Source organism: Halopseudomonas salina, from assembly GCF_008641105.1.
The window spans coordinates 624997-638887 of sequence record NZ_VTTI01000001.1; the positions used below are offsets into that span (position 1 = coordinate 624997).

Below are 13891 nucleotides of genomic sequence, written 5' to 3' on the forward strand. Positions count from 1 at the left end.
TAGAGCAATTGCTCTAAGCTGTCAATGCAACTGCCCGTTCGGTGGGACATCCGAAACATTTTGACACTGAGAGAAGGCATGAAAACCCGCGATCGCATACTCAACGCAAGCCTCCAGCTATTCAACGAGCTCGGCGAGCGCTCGGTAACCACCAACCATATCGCGGTGCATCTGGGTATGTCGCCGGGCAACCTGTATTACCATTTTCGCAATAAGCAGCAGATCATTGCCGAGCTGTTCAGCGCCTATGAGCAACAGGTGGACGCTTATCTGAGTGTGCCGGAGGGTCGGTCGCTGGTCATCGCTGACAAGGCGCATTACCTGGAGTCGATCTTTGCCGGGCTTTGGGATTACCGATTTCTGCACCGGGATCTGGAACACTTGCTCAACAGCGATCCGGACCTGGCTCAGCGGTATCGGGTGTTCTCCCAGCGCTGTGTCCAGAGCGGCCAGAGGATTTACCAGGGCCTGGTCGACGCCGACATTCTCTGTAGCGAGCGCACCGATCCACAGGCATTGGCGACCAACAGTTGGCTGTTGATGACCGGCTGGGTGGGCTATCTGTATACGACGGTGCTGGACCCCGAGCAGCCGCAGCTGACGCCAGATCTGTTGCGGCGGGGCGTCTACCAGGTGCTGGCGCAGGAACGCGGGCTGCTGACCGAGAGCTCGCGAGAGGCCGTGCAGGCCATGCTGGATGATTATTACGTGCCGCTGTGAGGCTGATTACCTACTGCTCAGCAAACCATTGCGGCAGGCGCCGCTCCAGGTAGAAGCGCGGATTGAATGGGGAGCCCTCTACAAAACCGACATGCCCGCCGCCGGGATGCAGCTCGAACCGGGTGCCGGGGGCCAGCTCGCTCTGTTCGGGCAGGCTGTGGGGATAGACAAAGGGATCGTTCAGCGCCTGGATGAGCAGCGTGGGTACGCTGATGGTACCCAGGAAAAAGCGGCTACTGCAGCGACGATAGTAATCCTCGGCGCTGGCGTAGCCATGTAACGGGGCCGTGACACGATCATCGAAATCCCAGAATGAATCCATGCCCTCCAACGAGCCGAGCGCGGCCAGACTGGCTTGCTCGGCTTCGCGCCCCTGGTGGGCAAACAGGCGTTGCTTGTTCCTGACGTAGGCCAGCATGTCGCGCATGAAGCGCGCCTGATAGACCCGTGAAAATCCCAGTTGCAAGCGGTCCGCGCACTGGTCCAGGCGAAAGGGCACAGACACTGCAGCGGCGGCCTCAAGGAGCGAGTCGTTGCCGCGCTCGCCCAGGTATTTCAACAGCACATTGCCGCCGAGGGAGTAACCCGCTGCATACAGGCGTCGGTGCGGGGCGGCTGCGTGCAAGTGGGTAATAACCTCGGCCAGGTCCTCGCTGGCGCCGGAGTGGTAGCCACGGGCCAGGTGATTGGGCTCCCCGGAACAGCCACGCCAGTTCACAGCCACGCTCGGCCAGCCCATCGCGGCCAGCGCTTGCTGCTGACCGAGGATATACAGCGAGCTGGAGCTGCCGGTCAGACCGTGCAGGAGAATCACGCAGGGCTGGTCCGCTGTGTCCGGCCCGTACCAGTCCAGATCAAGAAAGTCGCCGTCGGCCAGGGTCAGACGTTCGCGGCGCCGCTCCAGCGCAGGGGCAGTGCGGCACAGCGGGCCATACAGAGTGGGCAGGTGCCCGCCAGGCAACCATCTGGCGGGGCGGAACGGGGTCATGCGTTGCGTTGCCAGAGGCTGTACCAGACTTGTCCGGCGCGCTTTTCCCGGTGCAGTGACCAGGTGGCAGGCCGTGGCAGCTGGCTTGGCGGGCATTCGCTTTCGGTATAGATCATTGCGTCAGCGCTCAGCCAACCGTTGTCTTCCAGCGCCGCACAGGCTGGCGCTAACAGGTCCTGGCGAAACGGTGGATCCAGAAAGGCGAGCTCAAAGGGCTCCGCAGGCGGGGTAGACAGCATGGCCACAGCGTCCTGCTGGCGTACTTCCGCCCGGTCGCAGTCCAGGGTCTGTAGATGCCCGCGCAAGGTATTGACCACTTCCCGGCTGGTGTCGCCGGCAAGGACCCAGGCGGCACCGCGGGACAGGGCTTCCAGGGTCAGAGCGCCGCTTCCGGCAAAGGGATCCACGCAGCGCGCCCCTTCGATATGGCCACTGAGCCAGTTGAACAGGGTCTCGCGCACCCGGTCCGGCGTTGGCCGCAAGCCGGGCTGCTCGGTGAAGCTGAAACGGCGGCTGCGCCAGTTGCCGGCAATGATGCGCAACTGGCTCTGACGATTGGTTCCGGGCTTCATTGTGCGGACTCCGGCGGCGCATCCGGCACAATAACCTCGTCGGTCGCTTCGGCGTCTTTCAGTGCATTCACTTCGGCCATAACGGGTTCAGGTCCGACTGTCACGATAAGCCGACGCTGCGGATCGATGTGGCGCTGAAAGGCCGCGCGCACGTCCTCAACCTCAAGCTTCTCCACCTGATCAAGAAACAGTTGCATGTGGTTGAGCGGCAATCCGTAAAAACCGATCATGCCCAGTTGGCCAACGATGGCATCATTGCTCGCCGTGGACAGGGGAAACTCCCCCATGATCTGACGCTTGGTGCGGATCAGCTCCGCCTCGGTCGGCCCCTCACTAACGAACTCTTCGAGGGTTGCATCTATCACTTCCAATGCCAGTTCGACCTGATCGTTGCGCGTCTGCATGCCAATCTGGAATGGGCCTGCGGCCTGCATGGGCACCAGGCTGCTGCTGACCGAATAGGACAGGCCACGCTCTTCGCGAATCTGTTCCATCAGGCGTGAACCAAAGCCGGAGCCACCGAGAATCTGGTTGCCCACGTAGAGCGCCGCGTAGTCGGGGTCGTGCCGGCTGATACCCAGTTGGCCGAGGAGAATGTGGGTCTGCTGCGAATTGAACACTACATGCTCATGCCGGGACGTCACCTGATCGGGCTGGGCCACCGCGGCCACTGCCGGGCCCTGGGGTAGGGTGCGGGAAAGGCGACTGGCGATACGCTCCGCCTCTGCTCTGTCGATATTGCCCACCATGGCGATCACCGCATTGCCGGCGGTGTAATACTCTTTGTGAAAGGTGTCCAGGATGCCCGGCGTCAGCAGAGCCAGGCTCTCTGGCTCGCCCGAGGGCAGGCTGCCGTAGGGGTGCTCGGGGTAGAGCCCCGCCCAGAAGGCTTCGCTACCCAGCGCGCCAGGGCTCTGCAGACGCATCTGCAGACTGGCCTGCAGCTGATTGCGCAGACGTTCGAAGGCGTCGGCGGGGAAGCTCGGCTGGCTAACTACACGGGTAAACAGGTCCAGGGCCGGCTGCAGCTTGTCGTGGGCGGTCAGCGTCCGCAGGCCGGTCAGCGCCATATCGCGGTGGGAGCTGTTGTCGTACTGGGCGCCAAGTTTTTCGAAGCCCGCGGCGATTGCGCCGGAATCCATACCCTCGATCCCCTCGTTGAGCATGCCATTGGTAACCATGGCCAGGCCCGGGAGGGTGCCATCGCGGCTGGCGCCGGCAGCGAAGAGTAGCTGCACGTCGAGCATTGGCAGCTCGACGGCCTGCATGAAATAGACACGCGCGCCTTCGTCCGTGGTCCAGTGCTGCAGGTCCAGGCTGCGACGCGCGGGCGCCTTGTCCAGGTTGATGCGCTGCAAGGAGTCCAGCTCAGGTAACGTATCGGTGCTGGCCTCCGAGGGCAGCGCATCGTTCGATTCGGCCGCGGGTGCCTGCTCTGCGGCGGCGGTTTCAATAGCCGGTTCGTCTGGCTTGATCGATTTGCTCAACAACAACGCGAAAACGAGCACCAGCACAACTACGGCCAGCACCCAGCGAACCATGGGTATGGGTTTTGCCGACATCAGTTGGCTCCTTGATTGGCGGGTGCTGCAGATTGCGCTACCGGTGGTGTGGGCAACACATGACCCCGGGTCAGGCGCTCGGGTACCAGGAATTTGCGGGCCACGGCGCTTATCTGCTCTGGCGTCACGGCCTCCAGTGCGTCGGCATCCTGTTCGATCAGTTCCCACGACAATCCGACGCTTTCAAGCTGGCCTATCAGGTTGGCTTGGTGGGTAATGCTGTCCCGTGCGTAGACGTCCTGGGCGATCAACTGGGTCTTGACCCGTGTCAGCTCGGCGGAGTCGGGCGGGTTGTTCTTGAGCTGATCAATTTCGTCCCATAACGCGGCTTCCAGATCGGCCAGGCTCACTTCACGTGACTGGTTGGGCAGGCCGCTGAGCGTAAACAGGGTGTCGCCACGGGTAAATGCGCTGTAACTGGCATTAACCGAGGTGGCCACCGAGCTGCCTCGTTCCAGGCGGCTGGGCAAGCGCGCGCTGTAACCGGCATCGAGTACGCCCTCCAACAGGCGCAGGGCATGAATCTCCCAGGCTTCCTCTGCGGTGCTCAGGCTGGGCACATTGAAGCTCATCAACAGGCTGGGGAGTTGTACGTCGACTTCGATGGTCACATTGCGCTGGGCGCCGCCCGGCAGTTCCAGGGGTGCTTTCTGGGCGGGTAGCTTTCCGGCGGGGATGGGTCCGAAGTAAGTTTCTACCAGGGGCCGGACTTCCTCCAGGGTTACATCGCCGACTATGACCAGAATCGCATTGCCCGGTTGGTACCAGGTGCCATACCAGGCACGCAGATCCTCGATGGTCAGGCGTTCGATGTCATGCATCCAGCCGATTACCGGTTGCTGGTAGGGGCTGGCGATATGGGCCTGGGTCAGAAAGCGTTCGTAGGCAAGGCTGTTGGGGTTGTCGTCCACGCGCAGGCGACGCTCTTCCTTTATCACTTCCATTTCACGCAGAAATTCGTCTTCCGGCAGCCGTGCGCTGTGCATGCGCTCGGCTTCCATCTCCAGGGCAATGGGCAGTTGCTCGCGGCTAAGCACCTGGTAGTAAGCGGTGTAGTCGCGGCTGGTGAAGGCATTTTCCTGGGCGCCCAGGCTGCCCAGCAGTTTGGAGGCTTCCCCCGGCTCGAGGTTCTCGCTGCCCTTGAACATCATGTGTTCCAGGGCATGGGAAATACCGGTCTGACCGGGCGGCTCGTGGCTGCTGCCGACCCGATACCATAGCTGGGAGACCACCACCGGTGCGCGGTGATCTTCACGAACTATCACCTTCAGCCCGTTGTCCAGATGGAACGCGTGGGTGGCCTGGCGCGGCTCCTCGGCAACGGCCGGGAGGCAGGTGAACGCCAGGACAAGTGTCGTAAAAGCGGTTTTCAGCCGTAGCATGCAAGCATCCTGTAGGAACGTACCGCCTGTGGCGGAAGTGGGGTAGGATAACCCAACCTTCAATGCGGCGGTCAAACACCCGCTGCCCGATCCTAGATAGTGAAAGTCAATGTTTGGTTCCAAAGACAAGTCTGATCAGTCCGCTACCCCTAAAGCCGCCCTGGATGGCAACAAGCCCGAGAAAAAGGGTCTGTTTGGCTGGGGCAAGCGCAAAAACGAGAACGCTGAAGCCGAGCCGGCGGCACGGCCAGAAGCTGTCCCGCAGAACAGCGATGAGGCCGCCCGCCAGGTAGCTCAATCGCTGTTTTCCGGCCTGGGCCAGGCGGAAGCCAAAGTCCAGCCCGAGCCTCAGGAGGCAGAGCCGGCGGCCGGCAGCTTCTTCGCGCGGATGAAAGCCGGTCTGTCCAAGACCAGCGGCAACCTGGGCGAGGGCATGGCCAACATGTTCCTCGGCGAGAAAGACATCGACGACGAGCTGCTCGAGGAGCTGGAAACCCGGCTGCTGATGGCCGACGTGGGTATCGAGGCTGCGACCCTGATCATGGAGTCGCTGCAGCAGCGCGTGCGTCGTCGCCAGCTGTCCAATCGCAAGGCGCTGTACAGGGCATTGCAGGACGAACTGGAAACACTGCTCGCTGATGTCGCCAAGCCCATGGTCATTACCCCCGAAAAGCAGCCCTTCGTGATTCTGGTGGTGGGCGTCAATGGTGTGGGCAAGACCACGACCATCGGCAAGCTCGCCAAGCGCCTGCAGAACGAGGGTCGCAGCGTCATGCTGGCCGCCGGTGATACCTTCCGCGCGGCGGCCGTTGAACAGCTGCAGGTGTGGGGTGAGCGCAACAATATTCCGGTGGTGGCGCAACACACCGGCTCGGATTCGGCCTCGGTGGTGTTCGATGCCCTGCAGGCGGCCAAGGCTCGGGGTGTTGATGTGTTGATTGCCGACACTGCTGGCCGGCTGCACAACAAAGACAACCTCATGGACGAGCTGAAAAAGGTCAAGCGGGTAATGAGCAAGCTTGATCCCGACGCGCCCCATGAGATTCTGCTGGTACTCGATGCCGGCACCGGTCAGAACGCCATATCCCAGACCAAGCTGTTCGATCAGGCGGTGGGTCTCAGTGGCCTGGTGCTGACCAAGCTCGACGGCACGGCCAAGGGTGGGGTGATCTTCGCCCTGGCCAAACAGTTCGGCCTGCCCATCCGTTTTATCGGTGTGGGCGAGCAGATAGACGACCTGCGGCCCTTCACCGCACCGGAATTCGTCAAGGCACTGTTTGGGCGTGAGTAGACCATGATTCGTTTCGAGCAGGTCAGCAAACGCTATCCCAACGGCCATATGGGTCTGGATAACCTGAGCTTTCATATAAAGGTTGGCGAGATGGTTTTCATCACCGGCCATTCCGGCGCGGGCAAGAGTACCCTGCTCAAGCTGATCATGTGCATGGAGCGCCCCAGCTCCGGCCAGGTGCATGTGGGCGGGCAGAACCTGCGAGAGCTGAGCGGTGATGACATCCCCTACCTGCGCCGGCAGGTTGGCGTGGTCTTCCAGAACCACCAGCTGTTGTTCGACCGCACGGTGTTCGACAACGTCGCCCTGCCGCTGATCATCAACGGCACGCCACCGGGTGAAGTCGGCCGGCGCGTGCGCGCGGCGCTGGACAAGGTTGGCCTGCTGAGCAAGGAAAGCCTCTATCCCATAGCCCTGTCCGGCGGCGAGCAGCAACGCGTCGGCGTGGCCCGTGCCGTGGTGCACAAGCCAGCACTACTGCTCGCCGACGAGCCGACCGGTAACCTCGACCCGGCACTGTCTGCCGAGATCATGGGGCTGTTCGAGGACTTCAACCGCGTAGGGGTCACGGTCATTATTGCCAGCCACGATCTGCCGCTGATCGCAACACTCGACCACCGCATGTTGACCCTGGATCAGGGTCGATTGCTTCGGGATGGTGAATAGCCATGGCTGACGACAAACAGAAAGCCCCGGCCAGACGTGGTGCAAAGGTGCCCAGTGGTGCGGCGCGTTCAGGCCACAGCTGGAAACATACCCTGCGCAGCTGGTTTGGTAGCCACCGGGACAGCGCGCGGCAGGCTCTGGAGCGTCTGCGTCTCAATCCACTGAGCAGTGCGATGACGATTCTGGTCATGACCATCGTCCTCGCCCTGCCCATGGGTCTGGCCGTGTTGATCGGTCAGGTAGAACGGTTGGGCGTGGACTGGCAACGGGCGGCGCAGCTGTCGGTGTATCTGATCGAGGATGTAGAGACGGCAACCGCGGCGTCTTTGCTGGCTGAGGTGCGCGCTCTGGAGCAGGTTTCCGAAGCTCATCTGCTCGATCCCGAGTTGGCTCTGGCTGAGTTCAAACAGCATTCGGGTATGGGCGATGCCCTGGATCAGCTGGCCTATAACCCCTTGCCGGCAGTGATCATCGTGACGCCCTCGAGTATCGAGGGCGGCGCCTCGACACTCGAACCGTTACGCGATCAGCTGACTGCCCTGTCAGGCGTTGATCAGGTGCAGATTGATCTGCTCTGGATCGAGCGCCTGACCGGTATTCTGGCGCTGCTGGAGCGTTTTACCGGCGGTCTGGCCGTGTTGCTGGTGTTGGCCCTGTTACTGGTCATGATCAATACCATCCGTCTGGCGATCGAAGGTCGCCGTGACGAAATCGTGGTGATCAAACTGGTGGGGGGGACGGATGCCTTCGTCCGACGGCCATTCCTTTACATCGGGGTGCTTTATGGTCTGCTGGCCGGGTTGCTCGCCTGGTTGCTGCTCGCGATTGGCATGGGCTGGCTGAACAATACGGTGCGCGATCTGGCAGAGCTCTATCAGAGCGATTTTGCCCTGACCGGCATGCCGGTTATCGACGGTCTTACCCTGGTTGCCGGCGCAATGCTGCTGGGCCTGGTTGGTGCCTGGCTTGCTGTGGGTCGACATATTGCTGATATTCAGCCGGAATAATTGCAAGACATTGCAGACTGGGGCCCATTCAGCCGCCCGTCGGAGCTGCCCTGCGCGTCGGCTCAGCACGGAACTAGGCCGGGGTTTCATAGTCTTATCTGGCAGTGATACACTCGGCTGTCAATTTTTTGGAGTACAAACATGAGCACTGCCCTGCAGCCCATACATAATCTGGTCCCGGGTGCGAACCTGGAGGCTTATGTTCAGACGGTGAGCAGAATTCCGATCCTCAGTGTTGAAGAGGAGCGGGAGTTGGCTGATCGTTTGTTCTACAACGAAGATCTCGAAGCGGCGCGTCAACTGGTCATGTCGCACCTGCGGTTTGTTGTGCACATTGCGCGCAGTTATTCCGGTTACGGCCTGGCTCAGGCAGACCTGGTACAGGAAGGCAACGTCGGTCTCATGAAGGCGGTCAAGCGCTTCAACCCGGAAATGGGTGTGCGTCTGGTGTCCTTCGCAGTGCACTGGATCCGTGCCGAAATACACGAGTTCATCCTGCGCAACTGGCGCATCGTCAAGGTGGCCACCACCAAGGCGCAGCGCAAGCTGTTCTTCAACCTGCGCAGCGCCAAGAAGAAACTGTCCTGGTTGTCAGAAGACGAAGTCAATGCCGTTGCCGCCGACCTGGGCGTGGTTACCCGCGAAGTACGCGAAATGGAGAGCCGGCTGTATGGCCAGGATCTCGGCTTCGATGGTGCCCAGGACGACGACGATGATGCTGTGGCCTATGCGCCGGTGCACTACCTGGAAGACAAACGCTACGATCCGGCTACCCAGCTGGAATCGGCTGACTGGACTGACAGCTCTGTTGCCCAGCTGCAGAATGGGCTGGAGCAACTCGATGAGCGCAGCCGCGATATTCTCTATCAGCGCTGGCTGGCTGAAGAAAAGGCTACCCTGCACGAACTGGCGGCCAAGTACCAGGTGTCGGCTGAACGTATCCGCCAGCTGGAAAAGAACGCCATGAACAAGTTGAAGAAGAATCTGGACAGCGAAGACGCTGCCTGATTCTGTTATCCGCCTGACCGGTCACGTCAAAGGCATCCCTAGGGATGCCTTTTGTGTTTCTGGCCCCCCAGCGCGGCAACCGGCATAATCCCGGCATAAATAATAATCTGTCAGGAGCATCGAATGAGTTTTCGCCCCCGCGCCGGCATGGCCACCCTGTTCAGTCTGGTAGTCATCGCCCTGTTTTTCCTCGTCACCTGGGTCATGGATCAGCGCGAGCCTGAACCCATGCAGTGGCAGGAGCGTTACCAGCAATCGATCTGGACTCCCCTGCGCGAGGGTGACCTGACCCTGGCCGGTGTCGACAAGCCGTTAGGCGTGGGCCGGTTATGGATGGTCAGTGTCGAGGATGAGCCTTTGCTGGTCAGCCGCTATGTGATCCAGAGCGACGAGCTGAACTGGCGCGTGCAGGCGGTAATCGAGTTGGATACTGAGCGCATGGCCAGCCTGATCAAGGCGCAGGACTGGACGGCCGGCATGCGCGATCAATCTGTGTCGCCTTCGGTCGGTGCCGCCCTGGCTGGTCAGCCGGTGGAGCGGATCAGTCTGATTCCCTCCGAACCGGTAGCAATCAAGCGCATTGTCGGCACTCTGGGTGAACCCGATATGCGCATGGATGTGAGTGAGGGCAACCAGGCCTGGGTTTACGGCCGCATGGGCGCCGTGGTTGCTGTCAGTGGTGACCAAGCCCATTCGATCATGTTCGGCTTGCAGGGCGCCCGCTAGGGCAAGTCAGGCTTTATCCGCTTAGACGTCCAGGCGGTTGCGCCAGTAACGCAGGGTCAGCCATTGCGGCAGTGGCTGGCCCTTCTGCATCTCGCGCAGATAATGGCTGCCGCCCAACTGTCTGGATTGGTTTTGAATCCAGGACGCCCGGCGCTGTACGTGTGCCGGCGGGCTTGCAGCACGCCACTCCCGTGGATTAGGCAGCACCGCAGCCAGCAGGCTCGCCTGGCGATCAGAGAGGTAGCTGGCGCCCACGCCGAAATGCTCACGGGCTGCTGCATCCACACCAAATACGCCGCGATCCCATTCGGCAATGTTGAGGTAGACTTCGAGAATACGCTGCTTGGGCCAGAAGACTTCGATCCAGAGGGTGAACCAGACTTCCAGACCCTTGCGGACCCAGCTGCGCCCGGACCAGAGAAACTGATTCTTGGCTACTTGCTGGCTGATAGTGCTGGCGCCGCGCACACTACCGCCCTGGCGATTGTGCTCTACTGCGGCCTTGATGGCCTCAACGTCAAAACCGTAATGCTCGGCAAAGCGCTGATCTTCGGCGGCAATCACCGCCATTTTCATGCTGTCGGGTATGCTGTGGTACGGCACCCAGTCTCGCCGGATCTCATAGGGGGTGTCATCGCCACGGTGCTCGATCCAGCGCTCGACCATCAGCGCCGAGCCGGGAGAGGGTATCCAGCGCAGTGCGATGACCGGAAGCAGGCTGACCAGCATCAGAATCAGCACCCACTTGGCGATTTTGCGCAGCACTAACTTGATCATTCACGGGCCCTTCACAGCGTTGGCCCGCAGTATAGAACGGAGTATTCAACCATGGCCAAACTATTGCTTTTACTGGCGTCCTTCAGTGGTTTTACCGGGGTGGCCCTCGGTGCATTCGGCGCCCATGGCCTGCGTGACAAACTCCCGGAGAATCTGCTCAATGCCTTCCAGACCGGGGTGCAATACCAGCTCTGGCACACCGCTGCGCTGATGGGCATTGCATTGTTACTGCTGCGCTGGCCGGAAAGTACCCTGTTCAAGGTCTCAGGGGGGCTCTTGGTGCTTGGCATTTTGCTGTTTTCCGGCAGTCTCTACGCCATGGCACTCAGTGGGATCGGCAGGCTCGGCATCATCACCCCCTTTGGCGGCTTGTCCTTCCTGCTGGCCTGGTTGTGCCTGGGTGCCGGAGTATGGCGTCATCTGTGAGGCGTTGAGCATGGTCAGCCCCGCCGTGATCACGTTACAATAGCGCTTTCCCGATGACCCCCAGCCCCCGAGAAGCCCATGCAGATTCAACTGAATGGCGACCCTTTCGTCCTTGACCGCGCAATGACCCTGACTGACCTGATCGAGCATCTGGGTCTGAGCGGCAAGCGTCTGGCCATCGAGCTGAATCTGGAGATCGTGCCGCGTAGCGAGCACAGCCAGACTTTCCTGGCCGAGGGTGATCGGATCGAAATCGTCCATGCCATTGGCGGCGGCTAGGCTGCCCTGCGGAGAACCCATGACAGATCTGAATCAGGACGCCTTCACCATTGCCGGCGTGCAGTACGGCTCACGGCTGCTGGTTGGCACCGGCAAGTACAAGGATATGGAAGAGACCCGCGCGGCCATCGAAGCCTCGGGTGCAGAAATCGTCACCGTTGCCATCCGGCGCAGCAACATCGGCCAGAACCCCGATGAGCCCAATCTGCTGGATGTGATCCCGCCAGACCGTTACACCATTTTGCCCAATACCGCCGGCTGCTTCACCGCCGAAGACGCCGTGCGCACTTGCCGCCTGGCCCGTGAGCTGCTGGATGGTCGTAACCTGGTAAAGCTGGAAGTACTGGCCGACCAGAAGACCCTGTTCCCCAATGTGATCGAAACCATCAAGGCGGCAGAAGTGCTGATCAAGGACGGCTTCGATGTGATGGTGTACACCAGCGATGACCCAATCATTGCCCGTCAGCTGGCGGAAATGGGCTGCGTGGCTGTAATGCCACTGGCCGGCCTGATTGGCTCGGGCCTGGGTATCTGCAACCCCTACAACCTGCGCATCATTCTCGAAGAAGCCACGGTGCCGGTGCTGGTCGATGCGGGTGTGGGCACTGCCTCCGACGCAGCCATCGCCATGGAGCTGGGTTGTGCAGGCGTATTGATGAACACCGCGATTGCCCACGCGAAACAGCCCGTGCTGATGGCCGAAGCCATGAAGCATGCGGTACTCGCCGGCCGCGGTGCATTCCTCGCCGGCCGGATGGAACGCAAGCTTTACGCCAGCGCCTCTTCGCCGCTGGCCGGCACCTTTTTCTGAACGAGAGCTACATGTCCGAGACCCCAACCGATAACCCGTCCGACGATCTGGCAGATGATGCTGAAAATGAAATGATTGAGGGCGCTGAAGCCGTCGAGGAGGGCGCAGCGCCCCCCCGCCGCGCGATTCGCAGCTTCGTGATGCGCGCCGGACGTATGACCGAGGCGCAGAAACGCGGTATCGATCTCGGCTGGCCGCGCTTTGGCCTGAACCTGAATCAGGGCCCACTGGATCTGGACACCCTCTTCGGTCGCCAGGCCCCACGTACCCTGGAAATCGGCTTTGGCATGGGGCAGTCCCTGCTGGAAATGGCGCAAGTTGCTCCCGAGCAGGACTTTATCGGCGTCGAAGTGCATCCCCCAGGTGTGGGCTCGCTGCTGAACGGCGTGCTCACTGAAGGCGTCAGCAACCTGCGGGTATTTGACTGTGACGCCATTGAAGTGCTCAACCAGTGCATCCCCGATGGCAGCCTGGACCGGGTGCTGCTGTTCTTCCCTGATCCCTGGCACAAGAAGAAGCACAACAAGCGCCGCATCGTGCAACTAGCCTTTGCCGAGCAACTGCGTAACAAACTAAAGATCGGCGGCATCTTCCATATGGCCACCGACTGGGAAGCCTACGCTGAGCACATGCTGGAAGTCATGAGCGCCGCGCCGGGTTACCGCAATCTGGCCGAAGACGGCACCTACGTTCCCCGCCCGCAAGAACGACCCATCACCAAGTTCGAGCGCCGCGGCGAGCGATTGGGGCATGGGGTCTGGGATCTGAAGTTCGAGCGGGTGGAGTGAGTCCGCGTCTGCCCTGATTGTCATGGGGCAGGAATTTGCGCGTATCGCAGCTGGATGCGCGCCAGCTCTCCCGCCTCGCGTAGCTGCTCCAGAGCCTCGGCCCAGGCAGCTACTACCTCATCCTCACTATCCCGGCTGAACGCAATGTACAGCGAGGCGCGATAGATCTCGATGGGAATCTGGCGCAGGGTGTCGGGCGCGATGTCCAATTGGCGAGAATAGTAGTCCACCCCGCCATCGGTGTCGCCGATGATGATGTCGGTGCGTCCGGCTATTAGCATGCGGTAAAGCTGTTGGTTCTTGGTGGCGCTTTTGTCCAGATTGTCGAACCCCAGAGACTCCAGTAAATCTGGAAGCAGGCCAGCATTGCGCGTGGTGATCCGCGGGGCGTTCATCAGTTGTGCCAGGGAATATATCTGCTGCGGGGCGCTGGCCAATTGGTAGGGATGAATGGAATCCTCGACGATAGGTCCCACCCATTTGTAGAGCGGCTCGCGTTCTGCCGTGCGAAATAGTGAATACATGATTGTGCGCGGCTGCTCGTTTAAGGCGCGTGTGGCCCGCATGCTGGGCAATACTTCCACCTTAAAGTTATCACCGGTCAGCGCCATGATTGCCTGCACGATGTCCGTGGTTATACCCGCGAGCTGATCGTTTTCCAGGTAGTTGTACGGCGCCCACTCCTCGGTAACGATCTGATAATGCTCAGCTCTGGTAATGGTGCTGATTACCAGAACGAGTAGCCCTGCTGTAAGTGTTGAAAATTTCACAGGTTCGGCCTGGTCGTCTGTGAGTTGTTGAAAGGGGGCTTTGACCAAAGTGATAATCCAAGCATAGACCCTGGAGCAAGCCAGAAAGGCCCTCTGATCAGTGGAAAGGAGACAACTT

General features: G+C 60.8%; 16 protein-coding genes. 10 read left to right on the forward strand and 6 right to left on the reverse strand.

What is annotated here, in order from left to right:
- The first annotated feature begins 66 nt into the window (after positions 1-66).
- Positions 67-720, forward strand: coding sequence for a TetR/AcrR family transcriptional regulator (locus FZF01_RS02845; RefSeq protein ID WP_188434356.1), 654 nt, complete (start codon positions 67-69; stop codon positions 718-720).
- Between the two features lie 10 nt (positions 721-730).
- Here FZF01_RS02845 and FZF01_RS02850 read toward each other — a convergent pair whose 3' ends face one another.
- Genes FZF01_RS02850 through FZF01_RS02865 form a run of 4 tightly spaced genes read right to left on the reverse strand, consistent with a single transcriptional unit; the run spans position 731 to position 5224 of the window.
- Positions 731-1708 carry a hydrolase gene (locus FZF01_RS02850; protein ID WP_150276574.1) on the reverse strand — a complete coding sequence of 326 codons (978 nt, stop codon included), beginning with the start codon at positions 1706-1708 and terminating at the stop codon, positions 731-733.
- The gene (gene rsmD, locus FZF01_RS02855; protein WP_150276575.1) at positions 1705-2280 is read right to left on the reverse strand and encodes a 16S rRNA (guanine(966)-N(2))-methyltransferase RsmD; all 576 of its coding nucleotides are present in this window, start codon (positions 2278-2280) and stop codon (positions 1705-1707) included. The genes FZF01_RS02850 and rsmD overlap by 4 nt, the downstream gene beginning before the upstream one ends.
- Positions 2277-3842 carry a M16 family metallopeptidase gene (locus FZF01_RS02860; protein WP_150276576.1) on the reverse strand — a complete coding sequence of 522 codons (1566 nt, stop codon included), beginning with the start codon at positions 3840-3842 and terminating at the stop codon, positions 2277-2279. Before FZF01_RS02860 ends, rsmD begins: the two co-directional genes overlap by 4 nt.
- Entirely contained in the window at positions 3842-5224 is a 1383-nt protein-coding gene (locus tag FZF01_RS02865; protein ID WP_150276577.1) for a M16 family metallopeptidase, read from the reverse strand. The genes FZF01_RS02860 and FZF01_RS02865 overlap by 1 nt, the downstream gene beginning before the upstream one ends.
- A gap of 109 nt (positions 5225-5333) precedes the next feature.
- On the opposite strand from FZF01_RS02865, the gene ftsY reads away from it, so the two are divergent.
- From ftsY to FZF01_RS02890, 5 genes are all read left to right on the forward strand, one after another.
- A complete protein-coding gene (gene ftsY, locus FZF01_RS02870) occupies positions 5334-6515 on the forward strand; it encodes a signal recognition particle-docking protein FtsY (RefSeq protein WP_150276578.1) in 1182 nt (393 codons plus the stop codon).
- Between the two features lie 3 nt (positions 6516-6518).
- Positions 6519-7181, forward strand: a complete 663-nt coding sequence (ftsE, locus tag FZF01_RS02875; RefSeq protein ID WP_150276579.1) for a cell division ATP-binding protein FtsE — start codon at positions 6519-6521, stop codon at positions 7179-7181.
- Positions 7182-7183: 2 nt separating this feature from the next.
- A complete protein-coding gene (gene ftsX / locus FZF01_RS02880) occupies positions 7184-8188 on the forward strand; it encodes a permease-like cell division protein FtsX (RefSeq protein WP_150276580.1) in 1005 nt (334 codons plus the stop codon).
- A gap of 141 nt (positions 8189-8329) precedes the next feature.
- The gene (rpoH, locus tag FZF01_RS02885) at positions 8330-9196 is read left to right on the forward strand and encodes an RNA polymerase sigma factor RpoH (protein WP_150276581.1); all 867 of its coding nucleotides are present in this window, start codon (positions 8330-8332) and stop codon (positions 9194-9196) included.
- Positions 9197-9319: 123 nt separating this feature from the next.
- Complete coding sequence (locus FZF01_RS02890; RefSeq protein ID WP_150276582.1) at positions 9320-9922, forward strand: hypothetical protein; 603 nt, start codon at positions 9320-9322, stop codon at positions 9920-9922.
- 21 nt (positions 9923-9943) lie between these two features.
- On the opposite strand, the gene mtgA is transcribed toward FZF01_RS02890, so the two are convergent.
- Entirely contained in the window at positions 9944-10699 is a 756-nt protein-coding gene (gene mtgA, locus FZF01_RS02895) for a monofunctional biosynthetic peptidoglycan transglycosylase (protein ID WP_150276583.1), read from the reverse strand.
- 51 nt (positions 10700-10750) lie between these two features.
- On the opposite strand from mtgA, the gene FZF01_RS02900 reads away from it, so the two are divergent.
- From FZF01_RS02900 to trmB, 4 genes are all read left to right on the forward strand, one after another.
- Positions 10751-11125 (forward strand): DUF423 domain-containing protein, encoded by a 375-nt coding sequence (locus FZF01_RS02900; protein ID WP_150276584.1) that lies wholly within the window; start codon positions 10751-10753, stop codon positions 11123-11125.
- Positions 11126-11203: 78 nt separating this feature from the next.
- The gene (gene thiS / locus FZF01_RS02905; protein WP_150276585.1) at positions 11204-11404 is read left to right on the forward strand and encodes a sulfur carrier protein ThiS; all 201 of its coding nucleotides are present in this window, start codon (positions 11204-11206) and stop codon (positions 11402-11404) included.
- A 19-nt stretch (positions 11405-11423) separates the two neighbouring features.
- Positions 11424-12215 (forward strand): thiazole synthase, encoded by a 792-nt coding sequence (locus tag FZF01_RS02910; protein WP_150276586.1) that lies wholly within the window; start codon positions 11424-11426, stop codon positions 12213-12215.
- 71 nt (positions 12216-12286) lie between these two features.
- On the forward strand, positions 12287-13003 hold the full coding sequence (gene trmB, locus FZF01_RS02915; RefSeq protein ID WP_150276734.1) for a tRNA (guanosine(46)-N7)-methyltransferase TrmB: 717 nt from the start codon (positions 12287-12289) through the stop codon (positions 13001-13003).
- 20 nt (positions 13004-13023) lie between these two features.
- On the opposite strand, the gene FZF01_RS02920 is transcribed toward trmB, so the two are convergent.
- Entirely contained in the window at positions 13024-13773 is a 750-nt protein-coding gene (locus tag FZF01_RS02920) for a substrate-binding periplasmic protein (protein WP_150276587.1), read from the reverse strand.
- Positions 13774-13891: the final 118 nt, after the last annotated feature.

Coding starts and splice junctions, on each gene's coding strand:
- ftsX (WP_150276580.1), top strand. CDS start 7,184: ATGGCTGACGACAAACAGAAAGCCCCGGCCAGACGTGGTGCAAAGGTG.
- thiS (WP_150276585.1), top strand. CDS start 11,204: ATGCAGATTCAACTGAATGGCGACCCTTTCGTCCTTGACCGCGCAATG.
- ftsE (WP_150276579.1), top strand. CDS start 6,519: ATGATTCGTTTCGAGCAGGTCAGCAAACGCTATCCCAACGGCCATATG.
- rsmD (WP_150276575.1), bottom strand. CDS start 2,280: ATGAAGCCCGGAACCAATCGTCAGAGCCAGTTGCGCATCATTGCCGGC.
- FZF01_RS02860 (WP_150276576.1), bottom strand. CDS start 3,842: ATGTCGGCAAAACCCATACCCATGGTTCGCTGGGTGCTGGCCGTAGTT.
- trmB (WP_150276734.1), top strand. CDS start 12,287: ATGATTGAGGGCGCTGAAGCCGTCGAGGAGGGCGCAGCGCCCCCCCGC.
- FZF01_RS02865 (WP_150276577.1), bottom strand. CDS start 5,224: ATGCTACGGCTGAAAACCGCTTTTACGACACTTGTCCTGGCGTTCACC.
- FZF01_RS02890 (WP_150276582.1), top strand. CDS start 9,320: ATGAGTTTTCGCCCCCGCGCCGGCATGGCCACCCTGTTCAGTCTGGTA.
- FZF01_RS02910 (WP_150276586.1), top strand. CDS start 11,424: ATGACAGATCTGAATCAGGACGCCTTCACCATTGCCGGCGTGCAGTAC.
- mtgA (WP_150276583.1), bottom strand. CDS start 10,699: ATGATCAAGTTAGTGCTGCGCAAAATCGCCAAGTGGGTGCTGATTCTG.
- rpoH (WP_150276581.1), top strand. CDS start 8,330: ATGAGCACTGCCCTGCAGCCCATACATAATCTGGTCCCGGGTGCGAAC.
- ftsY (WP_150276578.1), top strand. CDS start 5,334: ATGTTTGGTTCCAAAGACAAGTCTGATCAGTCCGCTACCCCTAAAGCC.
- FZF01_RS02850 (WP_150276574.1), bottom strand. CDS start 1,708: ATGACCCCGTTCCGCCCCGCCAGATGGTTGCCTGGCGGGCACCTGCCC.
- FZF01_RS02900 (WP_150276584.1), top strand. CDS start 10,751: ATGGCCAAACTATTGCTTTTACTGGCGTCCTTCAGTGGTTTTACCGGG.